Consider the following 19,623-nt stretch of genomic DNA (forward strand, 5'->3'; position numbering starts at 1 on the left):
GCGGGTTTTGGAGACCGCTTTCCTCCCTTCATTCGGGGGGCGCGGGGGGGGGGGGGGCGGGGGGGGGGGGCCCGGGGGGGCGCGCCCCCCCCGCGACGAGCGGTCAGGACAGGCCGGAGGCCCAGGAGTAGCCCTTGAGGAACGGGTCCGGCTTGATGGGCTTGCCGGAGTCCCACACCTGCTCGATCAGACCGTCGCTGCCGACCTTGCCGATCCGGGCGGTCTTGTAGATGTGCTGCGAGGCACCGTCCACGGTGACCAGGCCCTCGGGCGCGTCGAAGGTGATGCCGTCGGAGGCGGCCTTCACCTTCTCCGGGTCGAAGGACTTCGCCTTCTCGACCATCGCCTTCCACAGGTAGACCGAGGTGTACGCGGCCTCCATCGGGTCACTGGTCGGCTTGTCCGCGCCGTACTTGGCCTTGTACGCCTTCACGAACGTGGTGTTCGCCGCGCCCGGAGTGGTCTGGTAGTAGTTCCAGGCCGTCAACTGCCCTTCCAGGTACTGCGTCCCGATCGACTTGACCTCCTCCTCGGCGATCGACACCGAGACGACCGGCATGGTCGCGGCGCTCAGGCCGGCGGACTTGTACTCCTTGAAGAAGGCCACGTTCGAGTCGCCGTTGAGGGTGTTGAAGACGGCGTCCGCCTTCGACGCCTTCACCTTGTTGGCGATCGTGCTGAACTCCGTGGAGCCCAGCGGCGCGTAGTCCTCACCGAGGATCGTCATGCCGTTGGCCTTCGCGTACGCCTTGATCTCCTTGTTGGCGGTACGCGGGAAGACGTAGTCGCTGCCGACCAGGTAGAGCTTCTTCTTGCCCTGGCTCTTGAGGTAGTCGAGAGCCGGGATGATCTGCTGGTTGGTGGTCGCGCCCGTGTAGAAGATGTACGGCGACTCCTCCAGGCCCTCGTACTGCACGGGGTAGAAGAGCAGCGACTTGTTCTTCTCGAAGACCGGCTTGACGGCCTTGCGGCTGGCGGAGGTCCAGCAGCCGAAGGTGGCCGCGACCCCGTCCTCCTTGATCAGCTTGGTCGCCTTCTCGGCGAACGTCGGCCAGTCGGAGGCGCCGTCCTCGCTGATCGGCTTGATCTTCTTGCCGAGAACACCGCCCTTGGCGTTGATCTCCGAGATGGCGAGCTGCAGCGAGTTGCGTACGGTCACCTCGCTGATCGCCATCGTGCCGGAGAGCGAGTTGAGCAGGCCGACCTTGACCGTGTCGCCGCTGTCGTCGATCTTCGCGGCCTTGTCGGACGAGTCCGCCGCGTCGGTCTTCGCGCCGCACGCGGAGAGCGCGACGACAGCTGCGAGCGCCGCGGTACCGGCCAGAAGCCGACGCCGGTGAATGCTGGGAACGCTGGACAAAAGAACCTCCTTGTCCCCTGGAGGACACCTGAAAGGGATGGAATCAACTGCCCTTCAGGTGCGGTGGTGGCGCGAGTGTCCAGCTTTCCCTTGTTGGTGTACCGGCTGGTTCCCTGAAGTGCGGTCCACAGCCTCAGGTGAGCCTGTTTCGAGCGCGTTTCGCGAGATGTGCTCGGCTGTATCTTCCGGCTCTCCGCAGGAAACGAAACGGGACACAGAAAAACCTCGGGCCGATTTCCTGACCGGAATTCACACGTCGCCCGAGGCATTCTAATTACTTCCTACGTGAAGTATCTGGGCGGAGTGAGTACATGTCAAGGGCGGGCCGGGTCGAGGTCGAGCTGGGTGAGGACGTCGAAGTCCACGCCGTCGGCCCGGGCCAGGTAGATCCGCTGCCGCACATGGCCGCCGCGCAACCGCAGCAGTCCCCGCGGCCCCTCGTAGGACACCGAGTCGGCGGTCCTGCCGATCGCCGTCACGTCCAGCGTGCGGGCGCGGGCGATGAGCGCGGCGAGCAACAGCACCCCCTCGTAACAGGATTCGCCGAGACTGCCCGCGGCCGGCGCCTGAACGCCGAACCTCCGGGCGTACCGGCCGTGGAAGTCGAGGGTGTCCTGGTTCGCCAGCGAGGTGAAGAACCCCGCGGTGCTGTACAGGTCCGCCGTGGCCGTGGGACCGCTGGCCATCAGCATGTTCTCGTCCATGAGCGTGCTCAGCCGCAGGCACCGCTGGTCGAGCCCGGCGGCGGCGAACGCCCGGTTGAAGCGGACCGCGTCAGAGCCCACCAGGAGCATCAGGACGGCATCCGCCTCCGACTCCTCGATGCGGCGCAGCACCGGGGCGAACTCGTGGGTGCCCAGCGGGAGATAGGCCTGGCCGCAAACGCCGCCCCCGGACTCCCGTGCGTAGGCGCGGGCGGCCCGCGCGGTGCGACGCGGCCACACGTAGTCGTTGCCGACCACGAACCAGCGCCGCACCCTGCGCTCGCCCGCCAACAGGCGCATCGCCGGACGGAGTTGGTCGTCCGGTGTCTCGCTGGTCAGGAAGACGCCCGTGGTGTGCTCGCCGCCCTCGTACAGCGCGGTGTAGACGTACGGCACGCGGTGCGCGATTCGGGGGGCCAGCGCCTGGCGTACCGAGGAGATGTGCCACCCGGTGACGCCCTGGACGACACCCAGCCGCACCAGCGCCTCGACGCGGTCGGCGATCTCCCGCGGTTCGGCGCCGCCGTCGACCGGAAGCAGCCGCAGCTCCTTGCCGAGCACCCCGCCCGCGTGGTTGACCTCCTCCGCGGCCAGCCGCGCGCACAGCTCACAGGCCGGTCCGAAGATCCCCGCCGCGCCCTGCATGGGAAACACCAGTGCCACGCTGATCGCCGAGTCGTCGACTGTGAACCAGTCGAGCGGGTGGGGATCGAGCTCCGGCATGCGGTCATGATTCCGGCTTCGCCCGGTGAACTCCAGTCCGTCTCGTGGACCGGTCGGCGGAGGGGACGGTGGGGGAGGAGCGCGAGAAGGCAGCGATCCTTTGGAGAGCGCCACTTGTACGATGTCTGCACCCCGGGACCGAGGAGAAGGATGCCCACCGCACCTCCGCGCCAGCCCCAGAATCTGATGCAGCTGTTGACGCGGGCCGAACGACTGGCCGCGCGGAGGCTCCAGGCCGTCCTCGACGAGGACGGCTGCTCACTCGATTCCTGGCGGGTACTGGCCCTGCTCGCCGACGGCGGGGGTCACAACATGACGGCGGTGGCCGAAGCGGTGTTCCTGCCGCCGCCGACGCTCACCAAGCTGGTCGACCACCTCGTCGACCAGAACCTCGTCTTCCGGCGGGTCGACCCCCTCGACCGCCGTCGCATACTCGCCCACCTCACCCCGCGCGGCCAGAGTTACTGGGGGCGGATCAACCGTGAGGTGCGCGAACACTGGCCGGTGCTGAACGACAGCGACGACGAACTGCTGCGCGGCCTGCTGGAGCGGCTCGTCGACACCCTCGAAGGGGCGTCGGCGGAGCCCGCTCGCTGATCACGCTTTGGCACCTATCGATTACGTACGGTAGTTCATACATGCCGGGAATCACGCCTGCACCCAAATGGTTGGTCTATACACCTGATATGGTTGGCCTATACACCTGATACCAGCAGCGAGGCACCGTGAACCAGCCCAGCCCCGAGCAGCCCGCCGACATCGTGGCCCGCCTGCGCGCCACCTTCAGCACCGGCCGCACCAAGTCCGTCGAGTGGCGTACGACCCAGCTGCGCCGCCTGCGCGAGATGCTCACGGAGAACGGCGCGGACCTGGCCGCCGCTCTCCACGCGGACCTGGGCAAGAGCTCCACCGAGGCCCACCGCACCGAGATCGACTTCACCGTCCGCGAGATCGATCATACCTTGGAGCACCTCGCCGACTGGCTGCGTCCCGAGCCGGCCCCGGTCCCGGCGCACCTCGGCGCCGACGCGACGGCCTGGACGCAGTACGACGCCCTCGGCGTCGTCCTCGTCATCGCCCCGTGGAACTATCCGGCCCAGCTTCTGCTCGCCCCTGTGGTCGGCGCCCTGGCCTCCGGCAACGCGGTGGTCGCCAAGCCGAGCGAGATGGCCCCCGCCACCTCCGCCGCCCTGGCCCGGCTGCTGCCCGCCTACCTCGACACCGACGCCGTCGCCGTCGTCGAGGGCGGCATCCCCGAGACCACGGCCCTGCTGGCCGAGCGCTTCGACCACATCTTCTACACCGGCAACGGCACGGTCGGCCGCATCGTGATGCGCGCCGCCGCCGAGCACCTGACCCCGGTCACCCTCGAACTCGGCGGCAAGTCCCCGGCGTTCGTCGACCGCGACACCGACCTGCGGGTCGTCGCTGATCGGCTGGCCCGAGGCAGGTTCCTCAACGCCGGGCAGACCTGTGTCGCGCCCGACTACGTCCTGACCGACCCGGCCACCGCCGCCGCCCTGGAACCGGAGCTCGTCCGGGCCGTCGAGGCGCTGTACGGCACCGACCCGGCGGATTCCGGCGAGTACGGCCGGATCGTCAACGAACGGCACTTCGACCGCCTGTCCGGCCTGCTCGACTCGGGCCGGGTGGTCGCCGGCGGCGTCGGTGACCGTACGACGAAGTACCTCGCGCCCACCGTCCTCGCCGACGTCGACCCCAAGTCGCCCGTCATGGAGGAGGAGATCTTCGGCCCGATTCTGCCCATCGTCACGGTCTCCGGCCTCGACGAGGCGATCGACTTCATCAACGACCGCGACAAGCCCCTTGCGCTGTACGTCTTCTCGGAGTCCGACCGGACGCGGCGCCGGATCGCCGACGAGACCTCGTCCGGCGGCCTCGGGTACGGCCTGCCGCTCGCCCATCTCACGGTCTCTGACCTGCCGTTCGGCGGCGTGGGGGACAGCGGCATGGGCAACTACCACGGCCGCTACTCGATCGAGACGTTCAGCCACCGCAAGGCGGTGCTGAGCAAGCCGCTCAGCTGAGACGGTGAAGGTCCGGGCCCGCCGCTTCTGTGCCGGCGGCGGGCCGGTGACCGCGGACCGCCCATGCGCGGGCCTTGAGCTCGATCGTTCCGTCCGGACCGGTTGGCACCGCCTCCCGCAGGGTCTCCCGCAGCAGGGCTCGTACGTCCGGTGACAGCGCTGCCGCGTAACCCGGAGCCGGGCCTTGGCCTGCCAGGAACGGGTCCCACAGATCGGCGAACCCGGCGAAGCGGGTCGGGACCTCGATCGGGGTGGCGGTCGTCTCCACCAGTCCTGCCTCGGTCCACAGCTCCCGCAGCGGCTCAGGGCGGCACAGCGGGAACCGGACACCCTCGTCCAGCGCCCTGGCCGACGGATCCACCGCGATCGCGGCATCCCAGAAGTGGCGTAGGAACTCCATGCCTCCGGCGTAGTCCCACACATACGCGGCGACCAGCCCACCCGGCCGCACCGCCCGGCCGCCTCGGCCACCGCGATGCCCGGCTCGGGCAGGAAGTTCAGAACCAGCCCGCTGACGGCCACGTCGAGAACGGCGTTGGGCACGGGCAGCGACTGTGCGTCCGCCAGGGCGAAGCGCGCCGGTGCGCGGACGGAAGTACGGGCCGTGGCCACGAACCCGGGGGACCGCTCCAACCCCAGCAGCGTCCGGGGGCGGCAGTGGGTGGCTACCGCCTGGGTCAACGCCCCCGAGCCGCAGCCCACGTCCAGCCAGCGCAGACCGGCCTCGCAGCCGAGCCAGGACACGAACCGGGCCGCGACGGGCCGGCTCCACCGGCCCATGTACCGCTCATAGGCATCGCCGGCCGCCCACACGTCGACATGCTGCTCGCTCATCTCCTCACCTTCTCCGACCAACTCCCCACTCCGGGCGAGTTGACTGGTCTACACCCTTGACTGGTACAGACCATAGGAGTTGAGTGTGCCACCACCACCCCCCACCACGGCCGCGCCCACGCCGTCGCCGGTCAGTCCGGCACGTGCGCACAAGGCCTGGCTACGCCCTGCCCTTGTCCGGGTGCGGCCGTGCTCCGCAAAGGAGTTGATCCTGTGTCGAGACGCCGTATCTCCGCCGTGGTCACCGCTCTCGCCCTCGGCGCCGCCGTGCCGGTCCTGCTGCCGGCGGCTCCCGCCTCCGCCGCCGCGTGCTCCAGCTACCCGGGCTGGGTCGCCGGAAGGTCGTACGTCACCGGCAACATCGTGCGCTACACCGACGGCAAGGCCTACATCGCCGAACACGACAACCCGGGCTACGACCCGACCATCAGCACCTGGTACTGGGAGCCCTACGCCTGCGACGGCGGATCCACGCCCGTCGGCACCTTCGTGGTGAGCGAGGCGCAGTTCAACCAGATGTTCCCGAGCCGGAACGCGTTCTACACGTACAGCGGTCTGACCGCCGCCCTCAGCGCCTACCCCGGCTTCGCCAACACCGGCAGTGACACCGTGAAGAAGCAGGAGGCGGCGGCCTTCCTCGCCAACGCCAGCCACGAGACCGGCGGGTTGGTGTACGTGGTCGAGCAGAACACCGCCAACTATCCGCACTACTGCGACTGGAGCCAGCCGTACGGTTGTCCGGCCGGGCAGGCGGCGTACTACGGACGCGGCCCGATCCAGCTCAGCTGGAACTTCAACTACAAGGCCGCGGGTGACGCACTCGGCATCGACCTCCTCAACAATCCCTGGCTGGTGCAGAACGACGCGGCCGTCGCCTGGAAGACGGCCCTGTGGTACTGGAACACCCAGAGCGGACCCGGCACCATGACCCCGCACAACGCCATGGTGAACTCCGCCGGCTTCGGCCAGACGATCCGCAGCATCAACGGCTCCCTGGAGTGCGACGGCAAGAACCCGGCGCAGGTGCAGAGCCGGGTGACCAAGTACCAGCAGTTCGCCCAGATTCTCGGGGTCTCGCCGGGCGGCAATCTGTACTGCTGAGGGGTCGGACAGGAGTTCGTCAGGTGCGTGACGCGACGTGCCGGACGTGTGTCAGACTCCGCCGATGACCTCCGAAACGATCACCGCGGACGTCGCGGGCACCTGGAAACTCGGCGACCTCACCGTCAACCGCGTCGGCTTCGGCGCGATGCGGCTGACGGGCAGCGCGGCCTTCCACCACGGGACGCCGAGTGACCGGGAACGCTCGATCGCCGTACTGCGCAAGGCGGTCGAGCTCGGTGTGAACCACATCGACACGGCCGCCTTCTACTTCTCCACCCTGCGCTCCGCCAACGAACTCATCAACAGCGCGTTGTCGCCGTACGGCGACGACCTGGTCATCGTTGCCAAGGTCGGCCCTTTCCGCGATTACTCGGGGGAGTGGGGCACCCCGGCCCGCCCGCACGACCTGCGCGGACATGTCCAGGAGAACCTGCGCCAACTCGGCCGCGACCACCTCGACGTCGTCAACCTCCGCCGTATGGGACAGGACTCGATCGCCGAGCACTTCGAGGCCCTCGCCGAACTGCGCGAGGAGGGCCTGATACGTCACCTCGGCATCTCCGGCGTCGAGCCCCGGCACCTGGCGGAGGCGCAGGCCATCGCGCCGGTGGTGTGCGTGCAGAACCGGTTCGGGCTCGACTCGCACAACCCCGCCACCGACGAAGTCCTGCGCCTGTGCGGCGAACAGGGCATCGCCTTCGTGCCGTTCTTCGCCGTCGCGGGCGACGCCGGCTCCACGGGTGCCACCACCCACCATGACGACGAGGTGCACGCCATCGCGCGGGCCCACGAGGCGAGCCCCGCCCAGGTCCGCATCGCCTGGACCCTGCACCAGGGGCCACACGTCCTGGCCATCCCCGGCACCGGCAATCCCGGCCACCTGACGGAGAACGTGGCCGCGGGCGCCCTGCGCCTCACCGACGAGGAACTGGCCACACTCAACGCCCTGCACCAGAATGCCGGTTGAGGGGAGCGATCGGGCTCAGACGGCCCACACGCCGTCACGCATCAGATGCCGCCCGCGCAACTCGTGCTCCCCGTGCCAGGCCTGCACGGCGCGCGGCAGGATGCGGAAGAACCCGTACGACGCGCTGTCCCGGCGTGGATCCCAGCCCGTCTTCGCCGCGAACGCGTCGGCAGCCGAGTCCGGCACGTCCTGCCCCTCGAACGACCGCACCTCCCCGTCGAGAAGGACGACATCCTGGGTGTCCCCGAACGCCAACCGAGCCCGGCGGCCGTCGCGGAGATTGCGTCCCGTGGGATTGGTCGGCCGCGTCGATACCCACACGGCCTCGCCGTCCCAGACGAACCACAGCGCGACCAGACACGGCAGCCCGGCGGAGTCGGCCGACGCCACCCAAACGTCCAACTCCCGTTCCAGACGGGCCAGTACGTCACGCTTGCGCTGCTCGGCGGTACGGGGCGGCTCGGTGATCTTCATGCCGGGGACGCTACCCGTCCGCCCCTCTCGCCGCCTCGGGCCGGAGACCTAGGTCGCTCTGCGGATCTTGCCGGAATGGCCGCCCGCTCGGTGCCGTGCAGGTGGCAGAGTGTGAAGGCCCGCATCCGATCAAAGGAAAGAGACCCTTCGGCATGGCCGTCATCCACCACACCACCCTCAAGCCGACCAAGCTTGAACTGCTCACCGCCTGGCTCCCCACCTGCCCCTGGTACTCCGGCGGCCCCGGCGAACCGGAGCTGACCAAGGCCGGCGGGTTCCGGCTGGACGACCCGGAGGGTGAGGTCGGCATCGAGTTCATGGCGGCCACCGACACCTCCGGCACCCACCCGGTCACCTACCTCGTGCCGCTCACCTATCGTGGCGCCCCGCTCGACGGCGCGGAGCACGCCCTCGTCGGCACCATGGAGCACGGGGTGCTGGGACAGCGCTGGGCTTACGACGGCTGCCACGACCCGGTGCTGGTGGCCCAGTTGCTCGCCCTGATCGAGGGTCGTGCGCAGGCCCAGGCGCAGAGCATCAACGACACCCCCGACCGGGACGTCATCCGCTCCTACGCGGGTGACGCCCCCGCCCCTTCCGCCGCGCTCACGGTCGCCGACACCGAAGCGGGCACCGAGCTGTCCCTCCCGGAGGGCGCGACGCTCCGCCTGCCCCGGGTCCTGCGCCCCGCCCCGGACGACGTGGCCCTTCCGCCGCACGGCGCGATCGGCCACATCGCCGCTCCTTGGAACACGCCGGACGGCACACGTGCCCAGGGGCTGTTCTCCGTCCTGCACCCGTAGGGGCGGTTCAGCCCAGCTGTTCGTGCAGGAAGGGCACGGTGCGCTGCCAGGCGCGGGCGGCCGACTCGGGGTGGTGGACGGGGCGGCCGTCGTTGAAGAAGGCGTGGTCGGCAGGGTAGCGGTGGAAGGCCGGGGTGATCCCCGACTGCTGCCGGACGGCCTCGGCCAGCCCGTCGACGGTCTCGGCCGGGATGCTCTGGTCGAGTTCGCCGAAGTGCCCGAGGACCTGCGCCTTGAGCCCCGTGAAGTCGGGCAACTCGCCCTGGATGACGCCGTAGAACGGCACGGCGGCGCTCACCCGCGGGTCGGCGGCGGCCAGGTACAGCACGAAGCCGCCGCCCATGCAGAAACCGACCGCGCCGACCGTGTCCGAGGTGACCTCGGGCAGTGACAGCAGATGGTCGACGGCGCCGGACAGCAGCTCGACACCGCGTGACACCGGCAGGCCTGCATCATCCGCAAAGCCTCCTGGCTCTCGTGGGCCACATCGCCCCCGTATCGGGGGCGAGCGCGACGAACCGTTCCTAAAGACTGAGCGGGAGTGAGTCCTGTTGCCAGGATTCATGCTCAGCCGAACGCCCCGAACGGTGTTGGGCGTTCTGGTTGCCCGCGTTCGCTCCGCGGTCCGGTGACACGGATCGTGTCCGTGGTCCGGGGATGCGGGGGCGGGTTTCCTCACGCCCACGGGTTCCCGATCCGGCCTGGACGGTCCGATGCCCACGACGATCGCTCTGGTCGTCGTGGGGCGGTGTCGTCCGTCGCCGGATCGGGTGCCCTTGGGCGCGCCGTCCGATCGCCACGGCGGCCGTGTCGTGGCGAGTGGTCTTCCTGTTGCCGTGATTGAGGGGCTTCTGCCAGTGCTGGGCGCCCCAGCGGCTGGTGTAGGCCGGGTCCACCGCGATGATGGCGATGCCGGTCTGGTCGGCCATGGAGGTCAGGCGGGCGCGGAGTCTGCCGGTGGGCATCCCGGAGATCAACTGCCTGAACCGGCGTTTGCGGCCGTGTTTCTCGCGGGTCTTCTCCGCCGTGAAGTCCAGGTCCTCGACAGCGATGGCCTTCACTCCGCAGGCCTTGGCCCAGTGCAGCAGCCGGGTGAGGGCGTGGCGGACCTGGGCGTCACGGTGCTGGGTGTTGCCGGAGAGGTCGAAGAAGAACCGGCGCGGGTTCCCGATCGGGTTGCCGTGGGTGTCGAGGCGCCAGGCGGCGAGGTGATCGGCATTCGTGTCGACGCCGATCACGCCCTGCGCGAGGGCGGCGGCCAGGGGGATGGTCTTCGACACCGGGATCTGCCAGGACGCGGTGAGGTACCAGCGGCCACGGGCCACGTCCCAGTTGATGCGGTAGGCCACCGCCCGGTTCGCCGCCACCCGGTCCGCCCACTCCTGCCCCCGGTGCGGGAAGGCGACCTGGCAGGCCAGGACGTACCGGCCATGTGTCGCGTTGGCCAGCTCGGCGAGCGGGGCCGGGAGCTTGATGCTGACCTCGCCGTCCGGGCTGACGCGGAGGGTCTCGTTGCCGTACCTCTTGCCGGATTCGCCGTCGGCCTGCAGGAACCAGCGTGACGCTTCCCACCGCCGGCGCCACTGGGTCTCGGTGAGCTGCGCTGCGGGCAGGTGGTGCCGGGTGCGTGCCAGACCCTTGCCGCCCCGTACGACGTGGACGGTCCCGGCCTCGCGGTCGGCGCGCTCGCGCTCCAGCCGGTCCTCCAGGACGTGCAGGCGGCGGGACTTGGCGTGCCACTCCTGCCTGCTGCGGTAGCCGCCCGGCGCCTTCTTCGAGCCCTTCTCGCCGACCGGCAGGGACAGCCGGTGCGCGGTGGTGCGGATCCCAGCCTCCAGGGACTGGATGTGGGCGAGCTGGCCACGGCGGGCGAGCGCCCACTGGTCGTGGCTGGCCTTGGTGATCGAACCGGCCCAGCGGGACGACGACACCGGCGTCAGGCCCCGCTTACGGGCAGCCCACGTTTCCGCGGAGTGCTCCAGCCCATCCGCGCACCGCGCCCTCAGATCACCGGAGGCGAGCGAGCCGAGGTGCGCGCCCACCAGCGCGAGGACCTTCTCATCGGCGGGCGCGAGCTGCTTCAGCCGGGTGCGGACCGCCACACCCGTGGGACCGGGCACGACAAACGACTCCGCAAGCTCACGCAACCCGCCCACCCCACACCCCCCATACAGCCCCTCGAAAAGCCGGTCATCACACCCAACGAGCACCACCCGAAAAGGTCACACATTTGACAGGCGAACTCTGATTCCCATCCCGGGACAGCAACACCCAGCCGCCGACCGGGAGCCTCAGCACTCACTCACACAGGCCAGAACGCACTCGTGCTCAGTCAGACCCCAGCAGTTTCCAACCCCTTGCGCGCGAGCCGGTCGGCGACGTCGGCGATGTGGTCGGTCAGGCCCCACCACTCCTGGATGACGATGACGCCCGGCCCGCGCCCGGACGGCGGCAGCGCCAGATAGCCGTGCGCGGTGCTCCCGCCACTGGGGAAGGTGACGTTCTGGTGGGCCGGGGCACCGGTCGGCTTCGGCAGTTCGGTCATGATGCTCGACTCCTGTGCGGCAGTACGGGACGGGGTCGAGCCCCTGGACGTGATCTCCAGCCTGTCACGGACCGATCGGGCCGCATCGACGCCCCCTCCCGGCTGACTGGCGGCCGTGAAGTTTTACGTATAACCTCTCCCGTCAATCACCCGTCCCGAAAGGCCCCGATGAGACGCGTCGCCCTGGTCACCCTCGTCGTCGACGACTACGACGAGGCGATCCGCTTCTACACCGAGGCCCTCGGTTTCCGGCTCGTCGAGGACGCCCCGCGCCCCGACGGCTCCCGCTGGGTCGTCGTCCGGCCCGGCCCGCAGGAGGCCGGAGCGGATCTCCTGCTGGCCAGGGCCAAGGGCGACTCGCAGCAGAGCCGGGTGGGCGACCAGACCGGCGGGCGGGTCGGCTTCTTCCTGCACACCGACGACTTCGCCCGCGACCACGCCCGCATGCTCGCGGCGGGCGTGATCTTCCTGGAGGCGCCGCGCCACGAGCCCTACGGCTCGGTCGCCGTCTTCCAGGACCTGTACGGAAACCGCTGGGACCTGCTCCAGCCGGCCACCACTGCCTGAGCCCGAGAAAGACACCACGCACATGACCGCGCCCCGCATCGACACCGAGACCCTCCGCCGGCTGCCCAAGGCCGTGCTGCACGACCACCTCGACGGCGGCCTGCGCCCCGCCACCCTGGTGGAGCTGGCGGACGCGGTCGGCCACACCCTGCCCACCACCGACCCGGACGCGCTGGCCGCCTGGTACGTCGAAGCCGCCAACTCCGGTGACCTGGTCCGCTACATAGCCACCTTCGAGCACACCCTCGCCGTGCTGCAGTCCCGCGAGGGCCTGCTGCGAACCGCCGAGGAGTACGTCCTCGACCTCGCCGCCGACGGCGTGATCTACGGCGAGGTGCGCTACGCCCCCGAGCTGATGGTCAACGGCGGGCTGGCGCTGCCCGAGGTCGTCGAGGCCGTCCAGGAGGGCCTGGCGGCGGGCATGGCGAAGGCGGCGGCCGCGGGCACGCCGGTCCGGGTCGGCACCCTGCTGTGCGGGATGCGGATGTTCGACCGCACCAGGGAGACCGCCGACCTGGCCGTCGCCTTCCGCGACGCGGGCGTCGTCGGCTTCGACATCGCCGGCGCCGAGGACGGCTTCCCGCCCGCCGACCACCTGGCCGCCTTCGAGCACCTGCGCCGGGAGAGCGTCCCGTTCACCATCCACGCCGGCGAGGCACACGGTCTGCCCAGCATCCACCAGGCCCTGCAGGTGTGCGGCGCCGAGCGCATCGGCCACGGCGTCCGCATCACCGACGACATCGTGGACGGCAAGCTCGGCCGACTGGCCGGCTGGGTGCGCGACCGCCGTATCGCCCTGGAGATGTGCCCGACCTCCAACCTCCAGACCGGCGCGTCCACCTCGATCGCCGAGCACCCGATCACCGAACTGAAGAACCTCGTGCTTCCGGGTCACCGTCAACACCGACAACCGTCTGGTGTCGGGCACGACCATGACCCGAGAGTTGTCCCTGCTGGTCGAGGAGGCCGGCTGGACGGTCGAGGACCTGCGCACGGTCACGGTGAACGCCCTGAAGAGCGCGTTCCTCCCGTTCGACGAGCGCCGGGCCCTGATCGAGGACGTCGTCCTGCCGGGCTACGAGGCCGCGCTCTGAAGCAGCCCCCGGAGGTAGGCGGCCTGTCCGACGTGCTGCAGATCGTCGGACAGGACGCTGACCAGCCGTACGGCCAGGGTGACCGGCGGATCCCAGCGTTCGTCCACGATGCGCTCGAAGTCCTTGGCGGCCAGCCCGCGCAGGTACTCGAGGGTCTGCTCGTGCACGGCGTCGTAGTACCCGGTCAGCAGGTCGGCGGAGTCGACCCGCACCCTGGCGACCTTCGCCGGGCTGTGCCCGTAGCCGGTGTCCCCGCGGGGGAGGTCGAGTCCGAAGCGCTTCTCCCAGCCCTGTGACAACCAGACCTGGTCGAGCCCTGAGGCGTCGGCCACATGGTCGTCCTGGACCCGGGTGAGGTGCCAGACCAGCCACGCGACGGAGTTGGCGTCGGGGGCGGGTCGGGCGTGGAGGTCGTCGGGGCCGAGGCCCTCGACGGCGGCGTGGACTTCTTCCTGGATGCGGCTGTACGCGTCGATGAGGATGTCCTTGGCATGCATACGCTCCACCATCGCGCATCCGCGTCCGTCACGCGCCCTCTGTCTCCAGAAGGGTCATCAGTGCCCGCGCCGCCGGACTGGCCGCCTCCGGCGGCGGCAGCAGCGCGACCGTCTCGTACACCGCCTCGTCGGTGCCCTTCAGCGCGAGGACGGTGAGTTCCTCCCGCTTGTGCCGGAAGTGCCGCGGCACGACGGCGATGCCCAGGTTCTCGTCCACCAGGTCGAGCAGACTGTGCACGTCGTTCACCTCCAGGGACACCGTCCGCCGTACGCCCGCCGCGGCGAACGCGGCGTCGGTGATCCGGCGCGGCCCCCAGTCCGGGTGGAAGTCGACGAAGACCTCGCCGCCGATCTCGTCCGGCGTCACCGCCGCGCCCACGGTCGCGAGCCGGTGGCTGGGATGGCACAGCACCGTCATCGGCTCACTGGTCAGCGGAACGGAACGCAGCTGGTCGGAGTCGGCCTGGGTACGGACCGCGAACGCCAGGTCGAGCCGGCCCGCGCCGACCTCCTCGGCGAGGGCGCCCGCACCCGCCTGCCGCAGCCGGATCTCCACATCCGGATGCAGCCGCCGGAACGCGGCCAGCAGCCTCGCCACCTGCACGCCCGCGATGCACTGCTCGGTGCCCAGCGCCAGCGTGCCGCGCAGCACGCCCTGCACGGCGGCGACGGCCTCGTGCGCGGACCGCACCTGCGCCAGGATCCGCTCGGCCTCTGAGAGCAGCGCCCGCCCGGCCTCGGTGAGCGTCACCCGGCGGGTCGTCCGGACGAACAGCGGGGTCCCCAGCTCCCGCTCCAGAGCGCGAATGGAGGCGGACAGGCCGGACTGGGATACCAACAGCCGTTCGGCGGCCCGGGTGAAGTGCTGGTCCTCGGCGACCGCCACGAAGTGCTGAAGATGGCGCAGTTCCATGATTGAGAAGCTTATCCGCTGAATTCCATCGGATTCTTCTGTTGGACCACTGACCCCAGGTCGCGAAAGAGTGGGCAGCGGTTCTCAGGGAACCTGGTTCCACCATGCCAACCCTTCTGGAGTCGCGTTGTACACCGCACACCCCGACCGCTACGCGGACATGCCCTACCGGCGCACCGGACGCAGTGGCCTGAAGCTTCCCGCGCTGTCGCTCGGCCTGTGGCACAACTTCGGCCCCGCGGACCGCACGGTCGAGACGCAGCGCGCCATCCTGCGCCGCGCCTTCGACCTCGGCGTCACCCACTTCGACCTGGCCAACAACTACGGCCCGCCCCCCGGCGCGGCCGAGTCCGCGTTCGGCGAGGCACTGAAGGACGACTTCGCGCCGTACCGCGACGAGCTGGTCATCTCGACCAAGGCCGGCTATCTGATGTGGCCCGGCCCGTACGGCGAGTGGGGTTCGCGCAAGTACGTGCTGTCCTCGCTCGACCAGAGCCTGAAGCGGATGGGCCTCGACTACGTCGACATCTTCTACTCGCACCGCCCGGACCCGGAGACTCCCCTGGAGGAGACGATGGGCGCCCTGCACTCGGCGGTCCAGCAGGGCAAGGCGCTGTACGTCGGCATCTCCAACTACTCCGCGGAGCAGACCCGTCAGGCCGCCCGCATCCTGGGCGAGCTGGGCACCCCCCTCCTCATCCACCAGCCGCGCTACTCGATGCTCGACCGCCGCCCGGAGGACGAGGGCCTGCTGGACGCGCTGGACGAGCTCCAGGTCGGTTCCATCGTCTTCTCCCCGCTGGAGCAGGGCCTGCTGACCGGCCGCTACCTCGACGGCATCCCCGAGGACTCGCGGGCGGCCAGCGACAGCCCGTTCCTGAACTCGGACGCGCTCACCGAGGACCTGGTGGGCCGGCTGCGCGCCCTCGACGACATCGCCAAGTCCCGCGGCCAGTCCCTCGCCCAGCTGGCGCTGGCCTGGGTGCTGCGCGGCGGCCGGGTGACCTCCGCCCTGGTCGGCGCGAGCAGCCCGCAGCAGCTGGAGGACAGCGTCGGCGCCCTCGCCAACCTGGACTTCGACGCGGACGAGCTGGCCCGCATCGACGCGGTGATCAAGCCGTAATCCGCTCCTCGAGCCGCACGGTCACGGTGTCGCCCTCCGCCTTCCCGATCGCCTTGCGCAGCTCGGCCTTCACGGGCAGCTTGTGGGTGCCGTCGCCCAGGGCCATGAAGGAGCTGCGGAAGGGGTGCCCGTCGATCGTGCCGCGCACCTTGACCAGCCCTCGGGTGCCGAAGAACGCGACGGACTCGGGCCAGACCAGATAGGTCCAGCCGCCCTTCTGCGGGCTCTTGCGCAGCACGGCGGTGAATTCCGCGTCCAGTTTTCCGGTCGTACCCATGATGTTCTCCGCTCCCGGTGGTTCTCCTTCTCAAGAGACCGCCGGGAGCGGAGAAACTCATCGCTGACCGGTCCCTCAGGCCCCGGCGGGCACCCGGTCCAGGAAGCCGAGCACGGTTGTGATCCGGCCGTCGGCGTCCAGTGTGATCACGTCGGAGCCGGCCACGGGCGCCGAGCCGTCGCTCTCGCTCACCAGCTCCCAGGAGAAGCGCGCCGTGTCGTGGTGGCCGTCCACCGCGCCGGTGAGCCGGAAGGCGAAGCCCGGGAACTGCTCGTGGGTGCCTGCGATGACGGCCGCGACCTGTTCGTGGCCGCCGACATCGCTGAACGGGTCGGTGTAAGTGCCGTCCGCGGCCCAGGCGGCGGCGACCGCTTTGTTCCGCGCCTCGGTCTCCCGGGCGTTCCAGGCCTCGAAGTAGCGGGCGACGGCACTCTCGTAACGGTCGGAGTTCGCGGGCATGGGTGATCAGCCTCCATCGAGGACGTATCTGCTGGTCGGAACCCGGATCCGCGGGTGGCGGCCCGGTACCGAAACCATGCACCGGAGCGATCCCGACGGTCGATTACCCCTCAGGTAATGACGGCGTCCGCATGTACTCGTCATATTTCGGCCATGCTGGAAGGTGAATATGCCAGGAGACTGGCCAAAAAGTCGTGGTGACAGTGTTTCAGTAGTGAACATACTCGACTGTTAGGACTTCACATCCAGCGAAGCTCCCGTCACGCACAGCACATGAGCCGCATGGAAAGCGAGGTCCGGCCGACAGCCTGACGAAGCAGCGGGGGAGTGGATCGTGCACGACGAATTCCTGTGCCATGTCACGGGGTACGGCACTTGCGGCGGCCGGCGCATCGGTGTGCCGCTCGGAACCTACCGGGCCCCCACCCTCGCCCTCGCCCTGTGGTGGCTGCGCGACCGCGCCGCCTGGATCGCCGAGCGCCTCGACCCCCAGCCGGAGTCCGAGCACTTACCGGCGGGTGCGCTCGTCCCGGTGGCGGACACGGTGCTCGACGTGCCCGCCGTGCTCCGGTCCTGGTGCGGGGACCCCGACCGACAGGCGCTGGTCGCCGACGAGTTGGCCGCGGGACGGCTGGTGCGGATCGCCGCCAGCGACGACACCACCGAGTACGAACTGCTGGCCGAGTCCGTGGACGCCCTGCGGATGCAGCGGACCGCCTCGACGCTGTTCACGCCCGTGGCCTGACCGGCGACGCCGGGCAGATGTCCGTACTAATCGGTAGAATTCCGGTATGGCGGAGCGGCCGGTGGCACCAACGGCGCCCGAACTCGTGGTGGAGACCGACACCGGCTCCACGGTGATGAGTCCGGGCCACGACTACCACGTCGGTCGCGATCCCTTGTGCGACATCGTCATCGACGACGCCCGGGTCTCCTGGCACCACGCGGTGCTGCGGCCCGAGGACGGCCACTGGACCCTCGAGGACGAGAACAGCACCAACGGCACGTACGCCGACGGCCGCCGCGTCCACGAGTGGGGCGTCGGCCCCGGCAGCGTCATCCGCTTCGGCAGCCCCGCCGACGGACCGTGCGCCGTCCTGGCCGGCCTCCCGCCCCCGGCGCCGGAGCGTCCTTCGGCCGTCTCGATGCCCAAGCTGACCGGCACCTTCCGGCAGCCGACCAGCGTACGGCCGCTGCCCACCCGCACGGTGCGCATCGGCCGCGCCGAGGACAACGACCTGGTCATCGACGACCTGGTCGTCTCCCGCCGGCACGCCGAGCTGCGCGCCCTGCCGAACGGGCCGTACGAGATCGTCGACCTGGGCAGCCACAACGGCACGTTCCTCAACGGCCTGGCCATCACGCGCGCCCTCGTCCGGCCCGGCGACATCATAGGCATCGGCCACTCGGCGTTCAGCCTGGTCGGCGACCAACTGCAGGAGTATGTCGACACCGGCGAGGTCTCCCTCGACGTGCAGGACCTCACGGTCGCCGTCGACCGCGGCCGCAAGACCCTCCTCGACCATGTGTCGTTCCCGGTGGGGGAGAAGTGCCTGCTCGCGGTCGTCGGCCCGAGCGGCGCCGGGAAGTCCACGCTCCTCAACGCCCTGACCGGCCAGCGCCCCGCCGACCACGGCACCGTCCTGTACGACGGCCGCGACCTCTACCGCGACTACGCCGAACTGCGCCAGCGCATCGGCCTGGTCCCGCAGGACGACATCCTGCACGCCCAGCTGACCGTCCACAGCGCCCTGTCCTACGCCGCCGAACTGCGCTTCCCGCAGGACACCGCCAAGGCCGAGCGCCGGGCCAGGGTCGACGAGGTCATCCGGGAACTCGGCCTTCAGGAGCGCGCCGGGCAGCCCGTGCACAGCCTGTCCGGCGGCCAGCGCAAGCGGGTCAGCGTGGCCCTGGAGCTGCTGACCAAGCCGTCCCTGCTGTTCCTCGACGAGCCGACCTCGGGCCTGGACCCCGGCATGGACCGCTCGGTGATGCACATGCTGCGCGGCCTCGCCGACGACGGCCGTACCGTCATCGTGGTCACGCACAGCGTCCTCAGCCTCGACGTCTGCGACCGGCTCCTCGTGCTCGCGCCGGGCGGGAAGATCGCGTATTACGGCCCACCAGAGGACGCCCTCGCCTTCTTCGGCTTCGCCCAGTGGCCGGAGGCCTTCGAGGCCTTCGAACGGGACCGCGACCGCGACTGGGCGGGCGAGTTCCACACCTCGCCCTCCCGGCGCCAGTACGTCCTGGACGCCAGCGCGCAGCCCCGGCGGCCCCGCGAGGGCCCGGTCCTCATCACACCCCCGGCCAGACCGCGCAGCCGCGGCGCCCAGCTCGGCACCCTCGTGCGCCGGTACGCGGCCGCCCTCAGCGCCGACCGCACCTTCCTCGCCATCATGATCGCGCTGCCGTTCGTGATGGGCGCCATGGGCCGGGCCCTGGCCGGCAGCAAGCTGACCCAGGAAACGGCGATGAACGCCCTGCTCATCCTGTGTGTCGGCGGAGTCCTCACCGGCGCGGCCAACGCCGTGCGCGAACTCGTCAAGGAGCGGGTGATCTACCAGCGGGAGCGGGCCGTGGGCCTGTCCAGATCGGCGTACCTGATGTCCAAGGTCGTCGTCCTCGGCACCATCACCGTGCTGCAGGCCGTGGTGCTGACCCTGGTCGCCCTGCTCGGCGTCGACCTCAACGCGCCAGGCGGAGAAGGCGTGTTGATGCCGCCCCTTGCCGAAATCACCGTCGCGGTCGCCCTGCTGGCGTTCACCGCGATGATGCTCGGCCTGCTGGTCTCCGCGCTGGTGCGCAAGGAAGAGGTGACGATGCCGCTGCTCGTACTGCTCGCCATCGTCCAAGTGGTCTTCTGCGGCGCCCTGCTGAAGCTCGACGGCGTGCCGGGCCTGGAACAGCTGGCGTGGCTGGTGCCCTCGCGGTGGGCGCTCGGCGCGATGGCCGGCACCGTCGGCCTGGCCCGGATCGTGCCCGGCGAGCTGACCGGCGACCCGTTGTTCAAACACTCGGCCGGGGTGTGGCTGCTGAACATCGCCATGCTGATCGTGCTGTCGGCGGTCTTCGGATACCTCGTCGCCCGGCTGCTGCGCCGGCACGAACCCGCCGTGATGCGGAAGTAG

17 protein-coding genes and 5 pseudogenes are annotated in these 19,623 nt (G+C 70.1%); 10 read left to right on the forward strand and 12 right to left on the reverse strand.

From position 1 onward, the window contains the following. Nucleotides 1–103: 103 nt before the first annotated feature. Both urtA and ACFYO2_RS37145 read right to left on the reverse strand, forming a co-directional pair. On the reverse strand, nucleotides 104–1,360 hold the full coding sequence (gene urtA / locus ACFYO2_RS37140) for an urea ABC transporter substrate-binding protein (RefSeq protein ID WP_388358396.1): 1,257 nt from the start codon (nucleotides 1,358–1,360) through the stop codon (nucleotides 104–106). Between the two features lie 314 nt (nucleotides 1,361–1,674). Continuing rightward, nucleotides 1,675–2,787 (reverse strand): substrate-binding domain-containing protein, encoded by a 1,113-nt coding sequence (locus ACFYO2_RS37145; RefSeq protein ID WP_388358399.1) that lies wholly within the window; start codon nucleotides 2,785–2,787, stop codon nucleotides 1,675–1,677. Between the two features lie 150 nt (nucleotides 2,788–2,937). Between ACFYO2_RS37145 and ACFYO2_RS37150 the strand changes: the two genes are divergently transcribed. Continuing rightward, the gene (locus tag ACFYO2_RS37150; protein WP_388358402.1) at nucleotides 2,938–3,384 is read left to right on the forward strand and encodes a MarR family winged helix-turn-helix transcriptional regulator; all 447 of its coding nucleotides are present in this window, start codon (nucleotides 2,938–2,940) and stop codon (nucleotides 3,382–3,384) included. A gap of 128 nt (nucleotides 3,385–3,512) precedes the next feature. Continuing rightward, nucleotides 3,513–4,835 carry an aldehyde dehydrogenase family protein gene (locus ACFYO2_RS37155; RefSeq protein WP_388358405.1) on the forward strand — a complete coding sequence of 441 codons (1,323 nt, stop codon included), beginning with the start codon at nucleotides 3,513–3,515 and terminating at the stop codon, nucleotides 4,833–4,835. Here the strand turns inward: ACFYO2_RS37155 and ACFYO2_RS37160 are convergent. Then, complete coding sequence (locus ACFYO2_RS37160; RefSeq protein ID WP_388358408.1) at nucleotides 4,828–5,286, reverse strand: hypothetical protein; 459 nt, start codon at nucleotides 5,284–5,286, stop codon at nucleotides 4,828–4,830. The two genes, ACFYO2_RS37155 and ACFYO2_RS37160, sit on opposite strands and share 8 nt — an antisense overlap. A 65-nt stretch (nucleotides 5,287–5,351) precedes the next feature. Beyond that, nucleotides 5,352–5,669: pseudogene (locus ACFYO2_RS37165) on the reverse strand (class I SAM-dependent methyltransferase); the annotation flags it as partial. Between the two features lie 213 nt (nucleotides 5,670–5,882). Here ACFYO2_RS37165 and ACFYO2_RS37170 point away from each other — a divergent pair. Next, complete coding sequence (locus ACFYO2_RS37170; protein WP_388358410.1) at nucleotides 5,883–6,770, forward strand: glycoside hydrolase family 19 protein; 888 nt, start codon at nucleotides 5,883–5,885, stop codon at nucleotides 6,768–6,770. Nucleotides 6,771–6,834: 64 nt separating this feature from the next. After that, nucleotides 6,835–7,740, forward strand: coding sequence for an oxidoreductase (locus ACFYO2_RS37175; protein WP_388358413.1), 906 nt, complete (start codon nucleotides 6,835–6,837; stop codon nucleotides 7,738–7,740). Between the two features lie 15 nt (nucleotides 7,741–7,755). Here ACFYO2_RS37175 and ACFYO2_RS37180 read toward each other — a convergent pair whose 3' ends face one another. Then, nucleotides 7,756–8,214, reverse strand: coding sequence for a pyridoxamine 5'-phosphate oxidase family protein (locus tag ACFYO2_RS37180; protein ID WP_388358416.1), 459 nt, complete (start codon nucleotides 8,212–8,214; stop codon nucleotides 7,756–7,758). Nucleotides 8,215–8,366: 152 nt separating this feature from the next. Here ACFYO2_RS37180 and ACFYO2_RS37185 point away from each other — a divergent pair, with 152 nt between their 5' ends. Continuing rightward, complete coding sequence (locus ACFYO2_RS37185) at nucleotides 8,367–9,017, forward strand: 1,4-alpha-glucan branching protein (RefSeq protein ID WP_388358419.1); 651 nt, start codon at nucleotides 8,367–8,369, stop codon at nucleotides 9,015–9,017. 7 nt (nucleotides 9,018–9,024) lie between these two features. On the opposite strand, the pseudogene ACFYO2_RS37190 reads toward ACFYO2_RS37185, so the two are convergent. The 3 pseudogenes from ACFYO2_RS37190 to ACFYO2_RS37200 all read right to left on the reverse strand — a co-directional run. Continuing rightward, nucleotides 9,025–9,521: pseudogene (locus ACFYO2_RS37190) on the reverse strand (dienelactone hydrolase family protein); the annotation flags it as partial. 20 nt (nucleotides 9,522–9,541) lie between these two features. Next, nucleotides 9,542–11,173 (reverse strand): annotated as a pseudogene (locus ACFYO2_RS37195) (IS200/IS605 family accessory protein TnpB-related protein). Nucleotides 11,174–11,370: 197 nt separating this feature from the next. Further along, a pseudogene (locus tag ACFYO2_RS37200) lies at nucleotides 11,371–11,562 on the reverse strand (dienelactone hydrolase family protein); the annotation flags it as partial. A gap of 168 nt (nucleotides 11,563–11,730) precedes the next feature. On the opposite strand from ACFYO2_RS37200, the gene ACFYO2_RS37205 reads away from it, so the two are divergent. Then, nucleotides 11,731–12,129 carry a VOC family protein gene (locus tag ACFYO2_RS37205; RefSeq protein WP_388358421.1) on the forward strand — a complete coding sequence of 133 codons (399 nt, stop codon included), beginning with the start codon at nucleotides 11,731–11,733 and terminating at the stop codon, nucleotides 12,127–12,129. A gap of 22 nt (nucleotides 12,130–12,151) precedes the next feature. Then, nucleotides 12,152–13,223 (forward strand): annotated as a pseudogene (locus tag ACFYO2_RS37210) (adenosine deaminase). Here the strand turns inward: ACFYO2_RS37210 and ACFYO2_RS37215 are convergent. Both ACFYO2_RS37215 and ACFYO2_RS37220 read right to left on the reverse strand, forming a co-directional pair. Then, on the reverse strand, nucleotides 13,205–13,720 hold the full coding sequence (locus tag ACFYO2_RS37215) for a DUF664 domain-containing protein (protein WP_388358650.1): 516 nt from the start codon (nucleotides 13,718–13,720) through the stop codon (nucleotides 13,205–13,207). The pseudogene ACFYO2_RS37210 and the gene ACFYO2_RS37215 sit on opposite strands and share 19 nt — an antisense overlap. A 28-nt stretch (nucleotides 13,721–13,748) precedes the next feature. Next, on the reverse strand, nucleotides 13,749–14,633 hold the full coding sequence (locus tag ACFYO2_RS37220) for a LysR substrate-binding domain-containing protein (RefSeq protein WP_388358424.1): 885 nt from the start codon (nucleotides 14,631–14,633) through the stop codon (nucleotides 13,749–13,751). Nucleotides 14,634–14,760: 127 nt separating this feature from the next. On the opposite strand from ACFYO2_RS37220, the gene mgrA reads away from it, so the two are divergent. Beyond that, nucleotides 14,761–15,756, forward strand: a complete 996-nt coding sequence (gene mgrA, locus ACFYO2_RS37225) for an L-glyceraldehyde 3-phosphate reductase (protein ID WP_388358427.1) — start codon at nucleotides 14,761–14,763, stop codon at nucleotides 15,754–15,756. Here mgrA and ACFYO2_RS37230 read toward each other — a convergent pair. Together ACFYO2_RS37230 and ACFYO2_RS37235 are read right to left on the reverse strand one after the other, a co-directional pair. Beyond that, on the reverse strand, nucleotides 15,746–16,033 hold the full coding sequence (locus tag ACFYO2_RS37230) for a DUF1905 domain-containing protein (RefSeq protein ID WP_388358430.1): 288 nt from the start codon (nucleotides 16,031–16,033) through the stop codon (nucleotides 15,746–15,748). The two genes, mgrA and ACFYO2_RS37230, sit on opposite strands and share 11 nt — an antisense overlap. 75 nt (nucleotides 16,034–16,108) lie before the next feature. Continuing rightward, entirely contained in the window at nucleotides 16,109–16,492 is a 384-nt protein-coding gene (locus tag ACFYO2_RS37235; RefSeq protein WP_388358432.1) for a nuclear transport factor 2 family protein, read from the reverse strand. A gap of 334 nt (nucleotides 16,493–16,826) precedes the next feature. On the opposite strand from ACFYO2_RS37235, the gene ACFYO2_RS37240 reads away from it, so the two are divergent. Next, nucleotides 16,827–17,237: a hypothetical protein gene (locus ACFYO2_RS37240; protein ID WP_388358435.1), complete on the forward strand. Its 411-nt coding sequence runs from the start codon at nucleotides 16,827–16,829 to the stop codon at nucleotides 17,235–17,237. Between the two features lie 46 nt (nucleotides 17,238–17,283). Beyond that, the gene (locus tag ACFYO2_RS37245) at nucleotides 17,284–19,623 is read left to right on the forward strand and encodes an FHA domain-containing protein (protein WP_388358437.1); all 2,340 of its coding nucleotides are present in this window, start codon (nucleotides 17,284–17,286) and stop codon (nucleotides 19,621–19,623) included.

The organism is Streptomyces sp. NPDC006602, assembly GCF_042870385.1.
Lineage (GTDB): Bacteria > Actinomycetota > Actinomycetes > Streptomycetales > Streptomycetaceae > Streptomyces.